The sequence below is a fragment of the Paenibacillus nicotianae genome, assembly GCF_042681745.1.
Lineage (GTDB): Bacteria > Bacillota > Bacilli > Paenibacillales > Paenibacillaceae > Saccharibacillus > Saccharibacillus nicotianae.
On sequence record NZ_JBHUGF010000010.1, the window covers coordinates 1,263,586 to 1,286,077 of the forward strand.

Consider the following 22,492-nt stretch of genomic DNA (forward strand, 5'->3'; position numbering starts at 1 on the left):
AAAATATAATGGAGGTCCTACATCATGTCAGTCGGTCATATTTTTATTATTTTAATTCCTATTTTCTTTGTTATTATTCTTGGCTTTTTGGGCGGTCATTTTAAAGTATTTAATTCAGCATCGTCCAAAGGTTTAAATACATTAGTCACCAAATTTGCATTACCTGCTCACCTTTTTATTGGAATCACGACCACAAGTAAACAAACGTTAATCGATAAATGGCCTTTTTTTATTACTATGTTTTTGGGGATTATCGGGTTTTATGTGATTTTGCTGTTAATCCTAAGACTCGTATTTAAAAAGGATTTAAATAGATCATCTATTTTCTCTTTAAATGCAACTCAACCTTCTTTTGCTTTTATGGGTATTCCTGTACTTGGAAGTTTGTTTGGGGCTGCTGAAGTCGCTATTCCGATTGCGATTACAGGTATAGTTGTCAATGCTTTACTTGATCCAATTGCAACTATCGTCAGTTCAGTCGGTAAAAAAACACAAGCAGGGCAAAAAGATGGACATCCAGAAAACTTACTCAAACTAACGATTCATTCTATTTTACATGGTCTAAGAGAACCGTTAGCGTGTGTTCCTTTATTAGGGGTTGTGCTGACGATGTTTGGATTCCATTCTCCTGAATTGCTGCAAAGTTCACTTGATCAAATCGGTAGTATTACATCCGGTGCAGCGCTATTTGCTATTGGGGTAACCATTGGTTTGAATCGGATTCAATTCAGTGCAAATGCAATTAGTATCTCAGTATTAAAAGTAGTAGGATTGCCTATTTTAACGTATGTATTAGCTTTGGCATTTGGACTATCGTCTACAGATATTACAATGGCTGTATTGTTGGTATCTTTCCCCGGATCAGCAGTTGCCGCTATGATTGCTTCTCGCTTTGAAACGTTAGAAGTCGAAACTGCTTCATCTTTTGTTATTAGCTCTGTATTATCTTTGATATCTTTACCGATCTTAATCTCGATTTTATTGTAAAATGTATTTCCGCAGACCATACATTTTAATTTTAAAATAAATTTTAAATCAAAGTCGTTCGCTGAAAGATTTCCGGCGAATGGCTTTTTATTTTGTCATCTACTTGATAGTAGTTGAATTTTACAGCTATTCATATGAAAATAGATAGTAACGAATCTAATATAGTGGGGCATAGATATGAATCGACGACAACTCCAAAAAATCATTTTATCGCAATGGATTATTGTAGAAAAACAAACTACATACCATTCATCTTACGCTTTATATGCGATCGATCATAAGCGCAGAGCACGATTAAGCTGGGAAGGTTGGAATCAGCTATCTGATCTATTGCAATTCCATATTCCGGTTAGGCGCAAAGCAGGTAGCACCCAATACTCTTCGCAACCTTGCGCCAAAATTGCAAAAAAAGCGATGTTTTTACAACTTAATGAAGAACAATATGAGAAGCTAGAACAGTTATTTTATAAGCCTTTTTCAAAAAAGAAATGGAATACGTTTATAAAGGAGCATCTATAGATGAATACATTACTAAACATCCGCGAGTATCAACCCAGTGATCAAGAGCAAGTACTTCAATTGATCTTGAATATTCAACAACAGGAATACCATATACCGATTACAAAAGAAGATCAGCCTGACTTGCTAACGATTGATTCTTTTTATCAACAAGGCAACGGTAATTTCTGGGTAGCTTGTGATGGCGATCAGGTAGTGGGCACGATTGCTTTGTTAGATATCGGGAATCAACAGGTCGCTTTACGAAAGATGTTTGTACAAGCTGAGTATCGAGGGAAAGTGTGGAATACAGCTACACTTTTATTACAAAAGTCAATTTCGTGGGCACAGCAGCAACAAGTGACTCAAATATATTTAGGAACAACGTTACAATTTATCGCCGCTCATCGCTTTTATGAGAAGCATGGTTTTCAGGAGATAGAAGTAACACAGCTACCTGCTTCTTTTCCAGTGATGCAAGTTGATAAAAAGTTTTACCAATTATCCGTTACACTGGATTCATAAGGTTGTCACACTCATCAGAGAGGAGTAATACATAAATGACACTGCAACTAAAATCAGGAGATACAGTAGCACTAATTGCTTGCTCAGACCCTATTCCACAGGAGCGGCGAGTACAGATTAATGAGCTTAGTGCGCATTTACAACAGTGGGGGCTTCAAATAGTAGAAGCGAGTACATTGATGGATTCACATACCTCACAAGAAAAAGCAAACGAATTGAATCGATTGTTTGCTAATCCACAAATAAAAGCTATTTTTGATATTTCAGGTGGCGATCTGGCAAATGGGATACTTCCTTATCTAAATTATGAGCAGATTCGTACAGCCGGAACAGCTTTTTTCGGTATGAGTGATCTAACAGTAGTGTTAAATGCAATCGTGCAACAATCGCAGATTCAGACGTATCATTACCAGATTATGAATATGATAAAAGAGCATGGAGCAGAGCAACGACAACAATTTTATCGTACCTTTTTTGAAGGAGGTTCGGATTTGTATGACTTTGATTTTGATTTTATGCAAGGAGAAAATCTGCATGGTGATGTGATTGGAGGCAATATTCGTTGCTTTTTAAAATTAGTCGGTACTCCCTATTTTCCTAATGTAGCCGGTAAAGTGCTGTTGTTAGAAGCATGGAGTGGACGTGCACCGCGAATTCTATCTATGCTGGATCAACTGCATCAAATCGGTGTATTTAATGCATGTTCCGGTATACTGCTAGGAACATTTACAGAAATAGAACAGCATGGGGAATGGAATCAGATTCAGCAACATCTATTACAACTTACTGCACAGCATCCTATTCCTGTCGTAACATCCAAAGGAATCGGTCATCAAAGTGATAGCAAGTGTATTATTATTAGTTGAAGTGTGACTGATTTTCTAGATATAGTAAGAACAAGGAAAAATAAAATTTCTTTGTTCTTTTTTCAATTCTAGATTTTATCGCATAATTTGTCTAATATTCGCATTTATACATAACAATTTCTTTGTTTTAAGCCGATTATTGTAAATAAGAGTCTATTTTTGAGTGGAATATGCTAACAATGTACTTAAATTGGTTAAATTATAAAAAATACTTAAAATACTGTGTATCTTCCTAAAGACTCTTGTTTATTATTATGTTATTCACGATATACTTTGTTTAGCTATTTTAGTAAACGTATTCAGTAACCTAAAGGAGACAACAATGATCTATTTCGTGAGAAAAAACCAAGTAGAGAAATTACCAGAAGGTGATGCCGAACTGAACTATTGCCTAAAACAGTTGTTAGAACAAAACGAAGCTATTTTAATTGATCGGATGCCTGAAGATTTACAAATGCAAAGTATGCATTTGCTATTAAGCAATCCTGCTTTTGTATTGGTGAATGTTCAAGATACTGTTCATGAGCGATTTATTCGTTCTCCACTGAAAGGATTTTCTAGTGACGTATATGAAGAATCACTTATGCTAATTACTTCGTATGTGAAAGATTTACAACTAGAAATAGAAAAAGGCGCGAATGCGTTAGCCAGTTATCAGCAAGGTGAACAACAAGGAATGGTGCGAGATGGATTGCGCAAAGCTTTGATCGATCTGGGAGAACGTAGAGAAATCATGTCGATTATGCTGCAAGAAATTCGTTATCGCCTTAGTGAACAAGCCAAACAAGAACATGTTAGAGCAACAGAACGTTTTTCTGGAGATGAATGGAATAGTTAAATAGTATCGTCAATTCGTCAAAGCTTATGCGATCTATCTGCATAAGCTTTTTTTGTCATGTATCATTTAAGCGATTTGGTGTTATAGATAATAGAGTCTTAGACTATGCAACGATATGAAAAGGGGGCTATTTCATTGATATCACAACACAAAACTGTTCTTATTGCCGGTAGTACAGGTGATCTAGGTGGACGAATCGCTAGAGCACTTGTAGATGAAGGCGCAAATGTACGAGCTTTGATCCGTCGCGGTACACCATTAGACAAAATCGTCTCGTTAGAACAGTTAGGGATAACTATAGTAGAAGTCGATTATCATAACGCCACTGAAATGAAGGAAGCATGTCTGGATGTATCTTGTGTAGTATCGGCTCTTAGTGGATTGGACGAAGTGATTATAGAAACACAGACTTTGTTATTGCAAGCGGCTGTATCAGCAGGTGTTCCTCGCTTTATTCCTTCTGATTATTCGATGGATTATACCAAGTTGCCTGTAGGATCGAATCGCAACTTAGAATTACGTCGTGATTTTATGAAAATACTAGATCAAGCTCCGATCACAGCAACATCGATTTTAAATGGAGCATTTGCAGATATGTTGACCGGGATGGCACCGATTGTTTTGTTCTCCCATCAACGCATCCTGTACTGGGACGATGCAGATCAACCGATGGATTTTACGACCAAAGACAATGTTGCTACATTTACAGCCAAAGTAGCTCTTGATGATCATACTCCTCGCTTTCTATCTATAGCAGGAGATCAGATTAGTGCACGTCAACTATCTGTACTGATGAGCTCATTGACTGGTCAGCGATTCCGTCTGCTCCAAGCAGGAAGTCGTAACTTTTTATCAACATTAATTAAGATTGCACGTATGTTCTCGAAATCAACCAATGATTTGTACCCTGCATGGCAAGGTATGCAATATGTTCATGGTATGTTCAGTGGGTTAGGAAAGTTAGAACAGATTCATAATGATCGCTATTCTGGAATACAGTGGACATCGGCGAAGCAGATTCTTGTTGATCATATCCGATCGTCGAATTGATATGGGAGTGCAGTCTTTGTTTATTGTAGATTAGATATATTTTGAAACGTACATGCCCGAAAGTACAATATCCTTTCACAAGCAACTGGTATACTATAAGAAGCTTGTGAAAGGAGGGCATTATGCAAAAAAAGCATTTAATCGAGATTGCTATGGAGTTGCGTAAGCCTGTAATTATATGGGTCATTATTGCATATATAGGAATTACACTAATGGAAGTATTAGCCCATAATCGTATTCTTCATATCGTTATTAGTCATATAGGTATTTTATGTTTTATCGTTGTGAATTGGCATCTTCCGCGTTTTATTGAGAATAAAACATGGGTTTATTTTATATTGCAAAGTATTATTTTAATCATATCTGCTTCTTTTATGACCTCTGGTTATTATTTAGTTATTATTGGACTTTATCCGATTCTTATTGGACAGATGCTATATGCACCTTACTCGAAAGTTAAGATCATATCCTTTATTGTTATCAGCTATATAATATGTATTTCTTTTATCGAGTATGTTAATTCTATTTATATCAGTATCCTGTTTATTTCTTTATTCACATTGATGAATATTATGGTAGTTGCTATTATTCGATTAACTTTGCGCCAATTTTCAGCTCGATTGCGGACACAGCATTTTTTGAACGAATTAGAGATGGCTCATCATCAGGTAGAAGAATTAACAGTCGCGAATGAGCGCCAGCGGATGGCAAGAGATTTACATGATACACTGGCTCAAGGATTAGCTGGTCTGATTATGCAATTAGAAGCAGTTGATGCACATTTGTCAGTCAATAATACCAAAAGAGCGCATGAAATTGTTCATTTATCTATGAATGGGGCTCGTCATACATTAGCAGAAGCTCGCAATGCTATTGACGATCTGCGTGCACATACCGCACAAAAAGTTCATTTTAACGAATCTGTTGAAAAAGAAATAGAGCATTTTATTGAATCTACAGGTATTCCCGTAGCATATAAGAGTGTAGCACTACCCGAAGTTTCTCAGCTTATTCATGAACATAGTATTCAGATTATTCGGGAATCTCTAACCAATATTATTAAGCATGCCCAGGCGACACAAGTGCAGTTAACGATTGCAAGTGATCTGTATGATCTGATTATCGATATCAGTGATAATGGTAAAGGATTTGATATTCGTCAGATAGGTGCGTTAAGCGGTCATTATGGGCTGATCGGTATGCAAGAACGAACACGAATTATACATGGAACACTAACAATCACGAACCGTATTCCTCATGGAACTTCGATTCATTTGAAGATTCCTTTGAGAGCAGGAGAACATGATGAAACATAAAGTATTGATTGTCGATGATCATTTTGTTGTAAGAGAAGGACTCAAGCTTATTTTGGAGACCAGCGAAGAGTATCAGGTGATAGGTGAAGCGGAAAATGGTCAAGTTGCTCTGCAACTGATAGATCAACTCAAGCCCGATATTATTTTGATGGATCTTAATATGCCGGTTATGAATGGGATTGAAGCAATAGAAAAGTTGCAAGAGCAGCATAGTGCTATTCCTGTAGTTATTCTGACGACCTATAATGAAGATGATCTTATGATCAAAGGGCTTACAATAGGAGCGAAAGGTTATTTGCTCAAAGATACCAAACGAGACCATTTATTTCGTACACTCGATTCAGCAATTCGGGGCGAGACGTTATTACAACCTGAGATTATGGAGATCGTTTTTCAAGGAAAGCGTCATGCTACATCTAAGAAGCAGAGTAACTCTAATCCATTTCCCTCTTTATCAGAAAAAGAAAAAATTGTTCTACAAGCAGTAGCGTATGGGCATCGGAGCAAAGAAATTGCTTTTGATATGGGAATAGCTGAACGAACAGTCAAAGCACATCTTACTAATATTTATAATAAATTAGGTGTAGATTCAAGAGCGCAAGCTGTTGCGATAGCCGTAGAACAAGGATTAGTGCATATTTAGCGCAAAATAAAAAGAACACATCACATTGTTATAGTGGTGTGTTCTTTTTTCTGTGTATGCCCGAAAGGGCAATATCTGGATGTACGGTCGGACGATTCGCTAGAAAGCAAGCTTTGTTACGATAAAAACAGAGAAAATAACACTATATTGGATAGAGATAAGAAAGGAATATGATCTATGAAGCAAAAAAGTTCTTCTATTTTGATAGCACTCCTGCTTGTAGTTAGTCTAACCGCATGCTCAACAGAACCATCGACTGCTGCTGTACAGACTACGAGCAACAATGTCACATTTACAACAGTTAAGCAACAAGCGTTAACTGTAAATTACAATTTATCAGGTACCTTAACAGCCTACAGCGAAGTGCCTGTTACTTTCCGAACGGCTGGAACGGTGACTTCAGTAAAAGGCGAAATCGGACAACAAGTAACTAAAGGTGCTGTATTAGCGACTCTGGATACAGTAGATCTTAATTTGTCTTTGGCAGACGCTAATCAATCTGTAGCCGCTGCTCAAGCCGACTTATCCAGTGCAAGTGCTTCGTTAAAAGATGCTCAAGCATCCAAACAAAATTCGCTAGCTACCGTATCTTCTGCTAACGCGCAACTAGAAAGTGCGCAAGCCAAAATTGAAAGTGCTCGTGTGAGTGAGCAAAGTGTTCTATCTGGCGCACGCTCACAAGAAAAAGCACAAGCACAAAACGCAGTGAATAAAGCGCAAACCGCTTATAATCAGGCAAAAGTAGAAGCCACTCGTTCACAGACGTTAGCTAGTAATGGATTGCTAACACAACAAGAAAATGAACAAGCACAAACCGCACTAGCAGATGCTACAGATACGCTTAAAGATGCGCAAGCCAAGCTTTCTTTAACGTTAGAAGGTGCAAGTGCTTCCGAACGTGCAAATGCAGCATCTACAGTGAAAGAAGCACAGACAGGTATCGCTAATGCCCGCGCAACAATCGAGCAAGCCCGGGCAGGTGTAGCTCAAGCAGAAGCAGGTATTGCACAATCGCAAGCAGGTATCGAAAAAGCGAAAGCCAGTTACGATCAGGCAGTTATTGCCAAAAATAAAATCGTTTTGAGCTTGTCGTATACAACACTCAAAGCTCAATCATCAGGAGTAATTTTAGAGAAAAATGTATCCGTAGGTCAAACGGTAAGTGCCGGTTCAAGCGGCGGCGGAGCAATGGGCGGTTCATCCGATCCTTTTGTAATTGGAGAAACAACACGCTTGAAAGTACTACTACCAATAGCGGATAGCGAAATCAGTCAATGGAAAGTCGGGCAACAAGTCAGTCTAAGTCTGTATAATGATGTGCGTACAGGCAAAGTAACCAAATTGTATCCGCAGACAAATGAAAGTACAGGTTCGATCAATGCGGAAGTGACTGTCAACAATCCAAAGCAAGATTGGAAACCCGGTCAAGTGGTCAAAGCATCCCGTCAAGCAACTACTCAAAAAGGAATATTGTTACCTGTAGAAGCAGTGATTAGTACAGGAGATAAACCTTATGTATTTAGAAATAATAAAGGCAAAGCGGTTCAAACTTTTGTCACTGTTGGTGAATCATATAATAACCAATATCTGATTAAAAGTGGACTTCACATTGGAGATCAAGTTGTTGTACAAGGAGCAGACCGTTTATTTAACGGAGATACTCTGACTACGCCAACGAAAAAAGGTAATCTTAACACCACAAATCGCACCACTACAGAGGATAAACAAGAGGTAACGGCTCATGATTGAATTTTTTATCAAAAAACGTAAAGTTACTTTATTATTTTTTGTACTTTTGATTTTGTATGGTGTCTATTCAGGTATAAGCTTACCACGACAATTACAACCAGATGTTGTTGTGAAAACAGCATTAGTAACGACAACATATGCGGGAGCTTCACCGGAACTTATGGAACAGACAGTTACCGAGGTGCTAGAACAAAAAATTAAAGAAGTTACTGACCTCAAAACAATCTCCTCTACTTCTGGAAATGGAATCTCGACTATTACTGTACAAGCGGAAGATAAAGCTGATGCAGAAAGTGTATGGAATGAACTTAGACGTAAAGTAGAAGATGCTCAATCCAGCCTACCTGCTGATGCAGATGTACCCATTGTTAACGATAATTTAGCGCAAAGCTTTGTACAGTCTTTTGCAATCTATGGCAAAACAAAAGAAGATGTCTATGCGTTAAATGATCTGATGAACACATGGCGCAAACAACTTCGCGCTATTCCAGGAATCACTGAAGTATCTATCAAAGGGTTACCTGAACAGGAGATCAGTATAGAAGCAGATACTAATAAGTTAAAGCAATATAATATTACCTGGGAGACTGTACTACAAGCGATCCAGTCTGAAAATGATCGTATACCTGTAGGCAATCTTACGTATGAGAATCGTACGTACCAGCTCAAAGTAGACAAGTCAGACGACTTTGAAACGATAAAAGATATTCTGATTACTCAGACAGAAGCGGGTATTCCTGTCTATCTCAAAGATGTAGCAGATGTGAATATAGTTCCTACTACAGCATCTTATCTGAGTTACTACAATGGAGTACCGTCCATCACGATGGATATCAGTAGTCAAGCTGGCTCAGATGTTATCGATATGAACAAAGTGCTATCTACCAAAATGGCTTCTTTAGAAAAAACGTTGCCTTCTAATCTAAAAATCGATTCTTTGTTTGCTCAAAGTGATGAAGTACAACGAATCTTTAACGATTTAATACGAGAAATGGCTATCGCTATTATAGCCGTAATTCTCATCTGTACATTAGGTATGAATTTGCTAACAGCAGGTTTTGTTGCTCTTTCAATTCCTATTTCTATTGCGCTGGGATTAATTGTATTACCTCAAGCAGGCATCACATTGAATCAGATAACGATTGTTGGTCTGATTATTGTGCTGGGAATTCTGGTAGATGATGCTGTTGTAGTTAACGACAATATCGAGCGCAGATTATCGACACTTGGAGAACATCCCACAGAAGCTTCTGTGCGAGGAACAAAAGAAGTGGCTGTTTCGATTATTACAGCTACCCTAGCCACGATTGCTGCTTTTGTACCATTAATGTTGTTACCCGGAGATATGGGTTCATTTATTCGACCGATTCCGGTTGTTATTTCATTGTGTATGTTGGCTTCGATGATTATGTCTTTAACGATTATTCCTATTTTCCGCGAATGGTATGAAAATAGACAAATAGAAAAAGGCAAACGTCATATCGATAAGCCGGCAGGTCTATTAGGGAAGCAAATTCAGAAATTAACGAATGGCTATGCTTTCCGCTTAATGCCAAATATACTCAAGCGTCCATTAATGGTTGCTTTAACCGGGTTAGTTATCAGTACAGCAGTGTATAGCCTTGCTTTATTAACACCGATTGAATTGTTCGGAACATCGGAAGAACCACAAATTTCTGTAGATGTTAGCTTGCCTTCAGGAACATCGCTGGCAGAGACCAATCGAGTAACTGAAAGTATTGCTACATGGGTAAAAAAACAGCCTGATATTGATAAAATAGCCTATGCTGTAGGCGGAGCGGCTCCCAAGCTTTTCAATAGTACGAACGGATCTAGCAGTGGAACCGATTCAGGTCAGATTTTAGTCACTGGAAAACATGGTATGAATGTTGAGTCTACCGTAGAGCTATGGTCTGACTCCCTCAAAGCAGAGTATCCCGGTATCCAAATCTCTGTAAAAGGTGCTGCGCTCGGAATTCCTGTAGGAAAACCTATTTCAATTCGTGTAACAGGAGATCAATTACCAGAATTACGTAGTCTGAGCGATCAGATTAAGCAGATTATTTCTGAATCTCCAGGAACGTATGGCATTACAGATAGTACCGGAAATGATAGTTATACATTAGATTTTGCTGTCAACAAACAAGCAATGGATCGCTATCAAGTCACATACAAAAATTTGACACAAACACTGCTAATGATGGGTAGTGGATTTAGTGTAGGTGACTTTGATAATGGTAGTGATTTGATCGATTTAAAATTATATATCAAAGATTCACGTAACAGCAGTCCCAATACCTTATTACAGCAGGTGAATATTACCAATTCGGCAGGCACACAGATTCCATTATCTCAAATTGTCGAGATTAAGCCTGTATTTTCTATTCAGCAGATCAACCATTATGATCTTAAACGTGTCAATACGATAGAAGCAGAACTGAGTGGACCTACCGCTACAGAAGCGATGCAAGATATTAGACCTAAGCTTGAGCAAATTCAGCTTCCAGAAGGATATACGTGGGAAGTTGGTGGTGAGACATCTAGTCAGACAGATACGTTCAAAGATTTGGGTGCATTATTTGTAGTTGCTGTATTTATTATTTTCATCCTGATAACGATGCAATTTTATTCGTTATTGATTCCATTTATTATCATGACGACGGTATATTTAGCCGCCGCAGGTGGTGTATTAGGATTATTTGTGACTCAGACGCCGATTGGATTTATGGCGGTGATGGGTATTATCGCACTCGCAGGAATTGTAGTTCGTAATGGTATCGTATTAATCGAATTTATAGAAGATGCAAGACATGAAGGTATGGAATTAACAGAAGCGATTATTCTAGCAGCATCGGCACGTTTTCGTCCGATTATTTTAACATCATTAACAGCTATAGTTGGGATGATTCCGATTGCTACAGTAGGAGAACTGTTATTCCGTCCATTGGGTGTCGTTATTATTTTTGGATTGGTCTTTTCAACTGTTCTAACATTATTTGTTGTGCCTTCGCTATATATGGTTATGGCGCGCTATACTGATAAACGCATGACTTCCAAGTTAGCACGTAAAAACAAACGATTAGCCAAACATCAATAATATTATAGTTTACAATGATAACCACTTCTCAAAGCAAAGTTCTTATGCGTAGATAGTGACAGCAATGTCTGGTGTTACTATCTACGTCATTGTGCCAAGGAGGGTACTGGATGAATCATACCTATACCATGATAGAACAAATTAAATTATTGTTTGTTACTAAAGGATACGAAGAGACTTCAGAACAAGATATGATCGAGATATGTAGTCTCACACAAGCCGATTTTGCGCATCAATTTAAAAGTAAAGATCATGTATTTTGCTTGGTTTTGGATATCATTTGTCAGGAGATCGATGACCTTATTTTTAATCATTATACTGATCAACAGGTCATACCCGAGCAAAAAATAATAGCGTATATACAAAGCTATATGCAACATATCACTATTGTTTATCCTCATTTACAGCAGAACAGTGTAAGCAAGCAAAATAGATATGATAACCCTGCGATTCATTATGCTTATCAACGACTGGAATATCGTTTGAGCACGTTACTTCTAGAAATGATGAATAGTATCTTATATGAGCTAGATGATACTAATTTGTTGGGATGGAACAAAGATCATTTGCACCAACAGATCAAGCAATCTCATAGTATGTCATTATCTCAAGCATTAGATATTCAACAAAGTCTATATCATTCCAAAATACTGGTGCATAGTAAACATACAACTATATATACCAAACGTGCTCAGTGGCGTAAAATACGCCATGTAGAGCAAGAAATAATGAACACCACAGATCGATGTATACTGGTGAATACGTTACTTCAATGTATAGAAAAATATCCGATTAAATTGCTTGATTCTGTCAAAGTTACAGAACAAAGACCTTACGAATTGCATTGAAAAGGTGTGATAACATATGGGACTAAAAAAGATGCTAGAAGTATTCAGCGTCTTTTTTAGTTTTATATAGGATAATTATAGTGATAGAACAATTTTTTGTATTGTATAATAAGTAATCATAGAACATGAATATACAATCTATACAGAAAATAGGTGAATAATGAAATATGAATGTATTCGGATACTAAAGTACATAATATATGTTGCACTATGTTTATATAATTATTACTATTTTAGTCTTCTACTAGTTAATGTCATATATGAATGTTTTACTAATGTTGATCAATATATAGCTGATTATCATATTCATCCAGGTGGTGCTGCAATTATGTTTACAGCAGCTTTGGGAGGTCCTTTATTTAGCTTGATCATGACTAGTATATCAATTCGTTGGTATAAAAATTATGGAAGACCTACACATAAGCGATTTATTATAAGCCAATTGATTATATTTGTAGGTTTAAAAATTTATGAAATTGTTCAATATACATAATCAAAAGATACTTTGCGAAAAGGAGTTATTAAAATGAGTTATGATCTTCATATTTCTAAAACAGAACAATGGATGGATAGCCAATCCCATCCAATTACTGAAAAAGAGTTAAACAAAGTAAATCATCTTTTGAAAGATTTCCCTTTTATATTTGAACATGGAAGGTTAACTTTATGTGGAGCCGACTCTACTGTAATCTCATTGATGATTGAAATAGCTTCTCAACTCGATGGTTATGTACAGGGAGATGAACTAGAGTATTATAACGATCCTAATTTATTTCCGCCTATCATCCCTTCATTATTTATAGATCGAGCTGATTCCACTGTAGAATTGAATGGGTGGGTTGATGATATTAAAATTGGAGATACTATCCATCATGTTAAATTTGGTCTAGGACAGATTGAAGCGATCATTGGTGAGCAACAAGATAAAGAATTGATTGTGAAATTTTCTGAAAAAACAAAGCGTATATTAGCATATCAAGCATCTACTAAATACCATGTAGTCAAATCGTATACATAATAAAGGAGAGTTGTAATGAAAGAAATGATGAGAATGAATCAAGTAAACATGTTGAGAAAAGAGTATCCTACCTATTTTGAATCAATAACTAATATCATTAATGTACTAGATCCATGTGGTCTAGTGGCTTCGGGAGCACCTGAAAATGAACATGAAGTATTAGTAGGAGAAGTATTATTTTTAATAATCAATCATAAAGAAAAAGAAATAAAAGAACTTATCATTAATGCTTATGACTGGTACGGCATGAGCATTAATGAAGATTATACAGACGAAAATTATCCTTGTATAAACAAAGCTGTTATACAAATTATCGAAGTGGCTTCTTTATATAAGCAAAATAATCATTAATATCATAAATCAGCTAGATAAATGTCTTAAAAAGATAATCAAGAATCCCAACTTACTCTAAATTGTTCGGGTGTCATGGCAACGACTTTTTTGAAGCAGTGAATAAAATAGCTGCTTTGCGAAAATCCTGAATCTAAAGCGATATCTTGAATAGTTTTGGTGGTAGAAAGAAGTAGCTTTTTCGCATACAAAATACGAGATTCCAGTAAATAGGCAGTCGGTGTCACTCCCATAGATTGGTGAAATTTACGTGTGAAATAAGGGACACTATATCCAGTAAATTGAGCAATGTCTTTGATCGATAATGCTTCTGTACAGTGTTCACGCATATAATTGGCTGCGGCATGAATACCATGCAAAGCAGGGTCTTTGGGCAAATGAAGGGACACGGCATCTTTAGTAATATGTAATAACATTTCATAAAGTACAGCAGAAGCGCGTATTTCTTGCTTGAGATCAAAGTTACGACCTAGAGCTAACAGTTCTTCCATACATATATTCAATGTCTGCATAGAGTGTAATTCAAATAACCATACTTCACTGATTCCTCTTTTGCCTAATAATGATTCTAGGGCAGAAGCGGAAAAGTGAATCCAGCGTATATCCCACGGATCATAAGAATCAGCTTCATAACGTTCTGCCAACTCGGGGCCATACAAGAATCCATGACCTGCACTTAACTCGTACCTGTTTCCTTGACTGTATACATAGCCTTTTCCTTTCAAAATGAAGTGCAGATTATACAACCGGTTTAACTTGAAATCGCTACTATTTGCCGGACGATCTACCGTATGAGAAGAATGATTCTGATAGCCTCCTATAAAGTCTGGATAACAACTATAATGTGGAAACGAAGGATTGGGAAAGAAAATATGTTCTCTCATATTAGATTACCTTTCATATGAAATTTATACTATAATATAGCCTATTTTACAGCAATACCAGCTACATAGTAAAAAGATAATCGCAAAATATTGATATCAGGATAATTACTCGTTATATACGTAAACATCACATAGCCTTAAAATAAACGTATCCAAACATTAGAGGTGATCGTTATGAGCAAATCTATTCAACTTGATGCTTTACAATTAGGACTATGTTATTATCCTGAACAATGGTCTGATTCGTTATGGGAAGATGATTTTAGACGAATGAAAGAAATGAATCTATCTCATATTCGTATTGGAGAATTTGCATGGAGTATTTTTGAACCGCAAGAAGGAGTATATGACTTTGATCTGTTCGACCGCGTACTAGACTTAGCACAGCAGTATGGACTAAGTGTAATTATGGGCACACCTACAGCAACACCACCCGCATGGTTAACGCAGAAATATCCAGAAGTATTGAACGTATCGATCGAAGGTGTTACATATCAGCATGGTATGCGGAGACATTACAATTATAGTAGTCCTAAATATCAGGAACTATGCGCTACGATTACCCGTCAAATGGCAAATCATTTTAAAGACCATCCCGCTATCATCGGTTGGCAGATTGATAATGAACTGAACTGTGAAGTCAGTGAATTCTATGCAGAAGCTGACCATATTTCATTTCGTCAATGGGTACAAAAACGTTATCATACATTGGAAGCGCTTAATCAAGCATGGGGGACTGTATTCTGGAGTCAGACGTATACCGATTGGGAACAGGTGTATTTGCCACGTCCTACTGTTTCTCATTCTCCTAATCCGCATCATGTATTAGACGAAAAGCGATTTATTTCAGACAACACGATTGCATTCGCCCGTATTCAAGCAGACATTTTGAGAGAAGTTGCTCCGCATCAGTGGATTACGACTAACGGTCTATTCGGGCACTTGGATAGTCATGCGTTAACAGAAGAACTGCTCGACTTTTTCTCCTATGATTCGTATCCGCAATTTTCAACCATCTTTGGCAGTGATGAACCTAAGCCATTGTTGGATCGTAAATGGAGTCAGAATCTGAGCGTTGTCCGTAATATATCTAACAATTTCTGCGTTATGGAACAGCAAGCAGGGCCGGGTGGTTGGGTGAATCGAATGAATATGCCTGCTCCGCGTCCAGGGCAATTAAGATTATGGACTTATCAATCGGTATTACATGGTGCGGATCTAGTCATGTATTTCCGCTGGCGCACTGCTACATTTGGTACAGAAATCTACTGGCATGGCTTAAATGATTACCATAATCAACCGAACCGTCGGATTGCAGAAGCATCTCAAGTCGGACAAGAATTTGTAGCGATCGGTAACAAGATAGCAAGTACGACTTATCAAGCCGATATAGCTATTGTCAAAGATTACGACAACGATTGGGATGGCGAGTATGATATATGGCATGGCCCTTTGACAGCTAAAAGTATCAATGCGTGGTTTAAGCAACTTCAATATCAGCATATTCCTACTGATATCATTTATTTGCGCAAGCAGACACTGGCAGAATTACAACAATATAAAGTGCTTATTTATCCACATGCTGCGATTATGTCTGAGCAGACAGCGACTTTATTGACTCAGTACGTACAAGCAGGAGGAACACTTATTTTGGGTGCTCGCACAGGTTACAAAGAGCTATCCGGTCATTGCCGAATGGCACCTATGCCAGGCCCTGTCGCTTCCTTATGTGGAATCTCTGTAGCGGATTTCACTTCAATTACAGGTAATGCTCCAGTACCAGGATTACAATGGCAACATACCAATCATCATATGGAACAAGTAGCACAGTTATTTAATGATATTTTACAATTAAATGAAGACGATGTAGAAGTATTAGCGACCTATACATCCTCTTATTATGAAGATGCTCCTGCATTAACACAGCGACCATACGGTCAGGGAAAAGTATTATATTATGGAGCAGCATTTCATGAAGATGTTGTCGATGAATTATTGCGTATTTTAGAAATATCTTCACCTGTTGCAGAATGGTTAGAAGTACCGGAACACGTAGAGATTGGGATTCGTCAGAATGAGCAGAATCGCTATATCTTTTTGCTAAATTATAGTGATCAAGAAGCTTCTATCCATATGAAAGAACAGCGTACAGATGTGTTAACAGATACGGTGATAGAAGGATCAGCGACGATACCGGCTTATGGTGTAATGATTTTAGAATAATAACGATAGATATACAAAAATAACGACAGATATATATAAATATATGAAAACCTCCTGCTAGTAAGGAGGTTTTTTCGTCATCATATTTGTTAATCGTTAAGATAGGTGTATAATGATTTCCAAACTTTGATTATCGTGCAAACCATAGTATGATAAGAGACAATACAAAAGAAAGGAGCGACAATTGTATCTTACTTGCAATATTAGTTATACAAATATAGATATTCTATCTACATAGAGGAGCTAATACAATGACCCAAATAGATACTATTCGCATTGTAAGCTATGAGCCACGTTTTGCTGCGTCGATTGCTGAGATGTGGAACGCCAGTCATGAGAGTTGGGGCGGTGATAATACTGTCCAGACAGAAGAAATGATTTTGAAAGAACATCATAATCATACCCATATTGATGTCTTTTTAGCTGTCAAAGATGATGAAGTGGTAGGCTACTGTAGCTTTTCTCATTATAAAGAAGATACAGGAGCTTTATATATTCCGCTACTGAATGTACGTCCAGATTATCATGGATACAAAATCGGAAAAAGATTAGTATTACGAGCAGTAGAAGAAACAATTCAACGAGGTTGGCCAAGACTGGATTTATATACATGGCCGGGTAATATCAAAGCTGTACCTACATATAAAAAAGCAGGCTTTTTCTGGGAACGGCGTGACGATACAACCCATCTTATTAATTTAATTCCAGCGGTATTGCAGACACCAGCAGTACAGCCTTATTTTGAACAGATCGACTGGTATACAGATAGTACGCGCGAGATAATAACAGAACCTGATGGGCGTCAAGAATATAGATTTGATTATTTTACTTATGCGTGGCATAAAGGTGATCTTCAACTCAAAATGGAATATGAACGAACCGGTCGCGGTCTACGATTGATTGAAACGAATGATTATATCATTCAGGCTACGATTCCTGTTGCTCATCAATTGCCATTTGGAACAGAGTACCCGATCATCTATGAAGCAATTAACAAAACAGGTCAACCGTTATCGCTTGAGATCAAGTCTATTCCTAATGATGCTATCGCTTTTGAATTGCAAGAATCTAGAACAGTAGCATCACATACAACGATTGAAGGACATTTTCAGATTATGCCGATTGAAGAAGAGCAAGATCCTTTTCAGACGCATCCTGTTGTCGAAGCAGAATTAATGATCAACGGGAAATCGGCTACATTCAAAATCGGTGTAGAACCCAAGTTTCCGGTACGATTAAAAGTAGAAGCTCCTCACCGTACATTCATGGTAGGCGAAAATATCCAACTACAATTAACAGTAGAAAATGAGTACGATCGACAAATTACTTATTACATGAAATGTCCTGACGATCATATATTGTCATTTCAAGATGCTGTGATATCTATTGAAGTTCCAGCTCGATCACGTCGCTGTATTACTCTTCCAGCCACATTGCTTCATTATGGAATCTGGCATCATTCTATTCCTATCTATACACAGCCAGAATGCACCGAAGAGTCCAAAATATTGGAGCAATACATAAGTCTTGTCTTTCCAGGAATACAATCTGCATTTGGAGGCGAGACGGCTAAAGATTGGATCATCTCTAATGGCAAATACAGCATACATTTAAATAAAATCAACAACAATTTGATGATCTATGAAGGTACAGAAGAAGCCCTTCGTTTATTTCATCCCAAATTTGGACTGCCTTATAAAAATGAATTTCAAAAAAATCGTGCTTCTCAAGTTACGTTCCGTTATGAAGATGCTATGATCATGGAAGCAAGATACAATGTAGCTACTATTGGTGTGATATTAACAACGATTATCCAACTACATGCGAATGGTATGGTAAGCCGTTATTACACTATAGAGAATCAACAAGAGCAAGAACGTAATGAACCGTTATTTTTGAAAGAACACTTTCGTTTTCCATTGGAAAATAGTATTATTCCTTACCGTAATCAGTACATTCATACAGCTAAAGGTTCAGATGCTTCTGAAAATGATTACTGGGAAGCTAACGATATTACAGAAAATTGGTTGTTTGCACATACTTCTGATTCAACATGCGGTGTAACTTGGTCAGCAGATACAACATTAACCAAAGACCTTTGGCTGTATGCATTCGAACATCCATTATCTTTACACAATATAGGAGATCAAGTCGCAACACCTGCCCTTCAATTTGCTATTGGGACCTGGAATAATTGGCAGGATTTTAGACGATTTGCAGTACAGGAACATTCAGATCGTAATCTAACAACGACTGCATCTCTTGAATGTAAAGTAAATCAAGGCAATCCTTTTGTACAGCAATCTGTAGATGTACAGATTACAGAACACAAAAATACCATTTTGGATGGAACGCTCTTGATTTCGTCACAGTTCAATAGTGTGGAACAGACTTCATATGATCTATCCAAAACATTAGAATTACATGATTTCCAAGTGCAACTTCCGATACAAAATTCTTCTCCAATCGATGTGCTTACCTTACAACTGGATATGGACTCCTATGTATTGGAAGAGCAGCATTTGGTATTTCCAGTCTCTGAACAGGTCATTATGCAAGAAGTGATCTCAACAGAACATGGAGATGTTCATACAGTGCGTAACGGGGTGTTAGAATTTCAAGCCAGGCAATCTTTTGCACCGACTTTATTTTCACTTAAATATGATGGATTAGAATGGCTGGATTCTTCATTCCCACAACCGATTGCTAAGTCATGGTGGAATCCATGGATTGGCGGTATTTCATTAGAAGTTCATGGTCTATCCCAGCGAACATTGTTGGAAGAAGAACGGATAGTTGAGTTTACAGAAGTGAAAGACAATATAGGAAATACATGGTCAGGTATTTGTATAACCGTTCATATTAAGCAAAACGCAAAATTAAAAGGGCTATCGTTCCAGCAGTATTATGTAACACTTCCAGGTGTTCCAGTACTTTGTCATTTTATTAAGCTAGATCAACAAACAGGAACAACGTTATCACCATTTGGAGCTAATCATTTTAGCTTTTATAAAGTGAGTGAAGAGATCAAAGAAGCCAAAGCCTATGTTAAAAATGAAACAAAAGAAGATATTATCTATAAAGCAGGTAGAGTCCAATATGAGACAGAAGCCAAAGATAAAATTATTCGCTTTGGATCAAATGAACGGAAAGAAAAGTTATTATTTGTTGATCATCCAGAAAATGAGTCTTGCGCTGTGTTTGTGAATACCCACCTAGTCGCTTCTGTGGCTATTTCCAAAATATTTGCTAACAACAATGAAGAGGTATGGGGCAAACCACAATTCTATATCATTTCAGATATAGACATTCCAGATTCGACATTAGCAGATTTGTTCAATATTCAATTTGATTTCAATCATGCCACCAATGATTCAGAAGGGAGCACACCATGAAAATCATAGATGCTCATATACACTTTTCAGAAATTGACTCTTTTTACGATACAGCTACATCGTTAGCTTCCATTGACTATACCCAAAAAGGGTTATTGGATGAATTTGCACGATCAGGAGTAGTAGCGGCTGTAGGCATGGGAGTCACAGAAACGTCTGCTGGAGGTTTTCCTGATACAGCCGCACGTAATCCGATGTTGTTAGATTTGAAAGATCCTATGCCAGATAATCTATTTACTTGCGTAGGGATTAATCCTGTTACTCTGCATCAAGAAGGTCAATTGGAAGCATTAGAGGAATCGTTACAATGGGATCATGTTGTCGGAATCAAGTTATATGCAGGATATTATCATTATAATGTCGGTGATGCTATCTATGATCCGGTGTATGACCTTGCTCGTAAGTATGCACTGCCGATCGTTATTCATGGTGGACTAACCTATTCAGATCATGGATTGCTCAAATATTCTCATCCGCTATCAATGGAAGAAACGTTTCTCAAGCATCGCGATATTACGTTTATGTTATGTCACTTGGGTGATCCGTGGGTGATGGATACAGCGGCTTTGCTTGAAAAAAATCCGAACTTGTATGCTGATCTATCCGGTTGGATCGTTGGTGATAGTTCTAAAGTATATCGTCTAATGGGTGAGCAAACGTATGTAGATCATTTTAAGCGAGCTATCGTATTCGCTGAAAAGTATGATCGACTGGTATTTGGTACGGACTGGCCGTTAGTGCCTCTAGATGCGTATATTGCTTTTATCAAAAATCTAATACCTGAAGCTCAGTGGGAAAATGTATTTTACAATAATGCACTTCAAGTCTTTCCCAAGTTGAAAAACTGGATAGAATCTCAATCAATCTAATATTATGATGTGCTCATTTCTAATATAGTATTCTAATAGAAATGATCGCATGATAGTCAGCTACCTTATCACAAAATCAAAACGTGTACTTTTATGTCAGACATCGACATAGAAGTACACGTTTTTGGGTTTGAGGCTTTATAGATATATAAGTAAATCATAATTCATAATTCATAATCAATCGTGATCATCCCATAATCGTCCATGATCATGCCATTGACCATACATTTTATTGGCTTTGGTATTAGTTATCAATTTCTGAAGTCTGTGATAGAAGATTTCAGGTTGATCATAAGTACTCTGAATCGTATCTATTCGTACTCTTTGATATAACTTTGGAAATGCTAGAAAGTGGGTATATACTTCAGCATCTTCTTGTAATGCTTGTAGAATATGTGGATGTATCACAAAAGTGTCCTTATTCATATCAGGTAATACTTTTCTACCTGCATCTGTCATAAGCCCTAGCTTTTCTAATCGGCGAACACGCTCTTTATTGAGTTCAGTCCATGAACTTTTTAAACGGCGGGGAGATAATCGCTGTGCTAATTGGGTCTCGGATATTTTCTTCTTAACTCCATCGATCCAGCCAAAACATAGACATTCTTCGACGACATCCAAGTAGAGTAAAACATCAGGAGTAGGTGCGATACTCACAATGACCCAACAATACGGCATATCGTTACTATGCTGTTGTAACCATACTCTTAATTCTATTTTGGAATGTATAGTGAGAAGATGGTCGATGTTATTCAATGTATCCTGTTCCTTTCGCTGATTAGATAGATGGGGCCGATTCCTGATACCAGAATAATATATAATCATTCATTGCAGAAGCATGACCTAATTGACGAAGCATAGTAGAAATATTTCCTCGATGATATGTTCCGTGGTTTGCTACATGTAGTACGATTTCCGCTAAGCGCGTTTGTCTTGCGCCAACATAAGGATTGTTAAGTAGAATAGATTGTTCTAAATCTATTCCGTTTTGTAGCCATTGTTGATACTGGTCGGTTAATACTGCAAAACGAGTGATATACTCATCGATAGAAGTCAGTGCGGTCTGATTCAAAGCCATACATTCTTGTAAGGCTTCAGGCATTTCTTTACCTTGTAGAACCTGATAAAACATTTTATCCACAGCATACATATGACTTAACGCATGCGCTATCGTTGGGAAAGAGCTATTTACTTCTTCGTGTAGTACAGAGTCAGGAAGTTCTTGGATTCTTTCCATAATAATACGACTTGCCCAGATGTGGTACTTGAACATTTCTACAGGGTGATTGGACATGAACAACAGCTCCTTTGAGATGATGATGAATTATATTACAG

20 protein-coding genes are annotated in these 22,492 nt (G+C 37.4%); 17 read left to right on the forward strand and 3 right to left on the reverse strand.

Annotation, left to right across the window (positions count from 1 at the left end):
• Window positions 1-24: 24 nt before the first annotated feature.
• The 14 genes from ACFSGI_RS09875 to ACFSGI_RS09940 all read left to right on the forward strand — a co-directional run bounded on the left by ACFSGI_RS09875 (window position 25) and on the right by ACFSGI_RS09940 (window position 13,786).
• Window positions 25-987: an AEC family transporter gene (locus tag ACFSGI_RS09875; RefSeq protein WP_204823962.1), complete on the forward strand. Its 963-nt coding sequence runs from the start codon at window positions 25-27 to the stop codon at window positions 985-987.
• Between the two features lie 177 nt (window positions 988-1,164).
• A complete protein-coding gene (locus ACFSGI_RS09880) occupies window positions 1,165-1,506 on the forward strand; it encodes a hypothetical protein (RefSeq protein ID WP_204823963.1) in 342 nt (113 codons plus the stop codon).
• Window positions 1,507-2,010: a GNAT family N-acetyltransferase gene (locus ACFSGI_RS09885; protein ID WP_204823964.1), complete on the forward strand. Its 504-nt coding sequence runs from the start codon at window positions 1,507-1,509 to the stop codon at window positions 2,008-2,010.
• A gap of 35 nt (window positions 2,011-2,045) precedes the next feature.
• Entirely contained in the window at window positions 2,046-2,876 is an 831-nt protein-coding gene (locus tag ACFSGI_RS09890) for a S66 peptidase family protein (RefSeq protein WP_204823965.1), read from the forward strand.
• 334 nt (window positions 2,877-3,210) lie between these two features.
• Window positions 3,211-3,714, forward strand: coding sequence for a hypothetical protein (locus ACFSGI_RS09895; RefSeq protein ID WP_379283093.1), 504 nt, complete (start codon window positions 3,211-3,213; stop codon window positions 3,712-3,714).
• A 135-nt stretch (window positions 3,715-3,849) separates the two neighbouring features.
• Entirely contained in the window at window positions 3,850-4,764 is a 915-nt protein-coding gene (locus ACFSGI_RS09900; RefSeq protein ID WP_379283095.1) for an NmrA family NAD(P)-binding protein, read from the forward strand.
• A gap of 122 nt (window positions 4,765-4,886) precedes the next feature.
• A complete protein-coding gene (locus ACFSGI_RS09905) occupies window positions 4,887-6,080 on the forward strand; it encodes a sensor histidine kinase (RefSeq protein WP_204823969.1) in 1,194 nt (397 codons plus the stop codon).
• The gene (locus tag ACFSGI_RS09910; RefSeq protein WP_204823971.1) at window positions 6,070-6,723 is read left to right on the forward strand and encodes a response regulator; all 654 of its coding nucleotides are present in this window, start codon (window positions 6,070-6,072) and stop codon (window positions 6,721-6,723) included. The genes ACFSGI_RS09905 and ACFSGI_RS09910 overlap by 11 nt, the downstream gene beginning before the upstream one ends.
• Window positions 6,724-6,900: 177 nt before the next feature.
• Window positions 6,901-8,472, forward strand: a complete 1,572-nt coding sequence (locus ACFSGI_RS09915) for an efflux RND transporter periplasmic adaptor subunit (RefSeq protein ID WP_204823973.1) — start codon at window positions 6,901-6,903, stop codon at window positions 8,470-8,472.
• Complete coding sequence (locus ACFSGI_RS09920; RefSeq protein WP_204823974.1) at window positions 8,465-11,569, forward strand: efflux RND transporter permease subunit; 3,105 nt, start codon at window positions 8,465-8,467, stop codon at window positions 11,567-11,569. Before ACFSGI_RS09915 ends, ACFSGI_RS09920 begins: the two co-directional genes overlap by 8 nt.
• 110 nt (window positions 11,570-11,679) lie before the next feature.
• Window positions 11,680-12,417 (forward strand): TetR/AcrR family transcriptional regulator, encoded by a 738-nt coding sequence (locus ACFSGI_RS09925; protein ID WP_204823975.1) that lies wholly within the window; start codon window positions 11,680-11,682, stop codon window positions 12,415-12,417.
• 328 nt (window positions 12,418-12,745) lie between these two features.
• The gene (locus tag ACFSGI_RS09930; RefSeq protein WP_204823976.1) at window positions 12,746-12,910 is read left to right on the forward strand and encodes a hypothetical protein; all 165 of its coding nucleotides are present in this window, start codon (window positions 12,746-12,748) and stop codon (window positions 12,908-12,910) included.
• Window positions 12,911-12,943: 33 nt separating this feature from the next.
• The gene (locus tag ACFSGI_RS09935; protein ID WP_204823978.1) at window positions 12,944-13,435 is read left to right on the forward strand and encodes a hypothetical protein; all 492 of its coding nucleotides are present in this window, start codon (window positions 12,944-12,946) and stop codon (window positions 13,433-13,435) included.
• Between the two features lie 15 nt (window positions 13,436-13,450).
• Entirely contained in the window at window positions 13,451-13,786 is a 336-nt protein-coding gene (locus ACFSGI_RS09940) for a hypothetical protein (protein WP_204823980.1), read from the forward strand.
• A 38-nt stretch (window positions 13,787-13,824) separates the two neighbouring features.
• Here ACFSGI_RS09940 and ACFSGI_RS09945 read toward each other — a convergent pair whose 3' ends face one another.
• The gene (locus tag ACFSGI_RS09945; protein WP_204823982.1) at window positions 13,825-14,670 is read right to left on the reverse strand and encodes an AraC family transcriptional regulator; all 846 of its coding nucleotides are present in this window, start codon (window positions 14,668-14,670) and stop codon (window positions 13,825-13,827) included.
• A gap of 174 nt (window positions 14,671-14,844) precedes the next feature.
• On the opposite strand from ACFSGI_RS09945, the gene ACFSGI_RS09950 reads away from it, so the two are divergent.
• From ACFSGI_RS09950 to ACFSGI_RS09960, 3 genes are all read left to right on the forward strand, one after another.
• Entirely contained in the window at window positions 14,845-16,893 is a 2,049-nt protein-coding gene (locus tag ACFSGI_RS09950; protein ID WP_204823984.1) for a beta-galactosidase, read from the forward strand.
• 251 nt (window positions 16,894-17,144) lie between these two features.
• Window positions 17,145-20,288, forward strand: coding sequence for a GNAT family N-acetyltransferase (locus ACFSGI_RS09955; RefSeq protein WP_204823985.1), 3,144 nt, complete (start codon window positions 17,145-17,147; stop codon window positions 20,286-20,288).
• Window positions 20,285-21,157: an amidohydrolase family protein gene (locus ACFSGI_RS09960; protein WP_204823986.1), complete on the forward strand. Its 873-nt coding sequence runs from the start codon at window positions 20,285-20,287 to the stop codon at window positions 21,155-21,157. Before ACFSGI_RS09955 ends, ACFSGI_RS09960 begins: the two co-directional genes overlap by 4 nt.
• A gap of 177 nt (window positions 21,158-21,334) precedes the next feature.
• On the opposite strand, the gene ACFSGI_RS09965 is transcribed toward ACFSGI_RS09960, so the two are convergent.
• Window positions 21,335-21,913, reverse strand: coding sequence for a YdeI/OmpD-associated family protein (locus tag ACFSGI_RS09965; protein WP_379283102.1), 579 nt, complete (start codon window positions 21,911-21,913; stop codon window positions 21,335-21,337).
• 22 nt (window positions 21,914-21,935) lie between these two features.
• Window positions 21,936-22,451 carry a DinB family protein gene (locus tag ACFSGI_RS09970; RefSeq protein WP_204823988.1) on the reverse strand — a complete coding sequence of 172 codons (516 nt, stop codon included), beginning with the start codon at window positions 22,449-22,451 and terminating at the stop codon, window positions 21,936-21,938.
• Window positions 22,452-22,492: the final 41 nt, after the last annotated feature.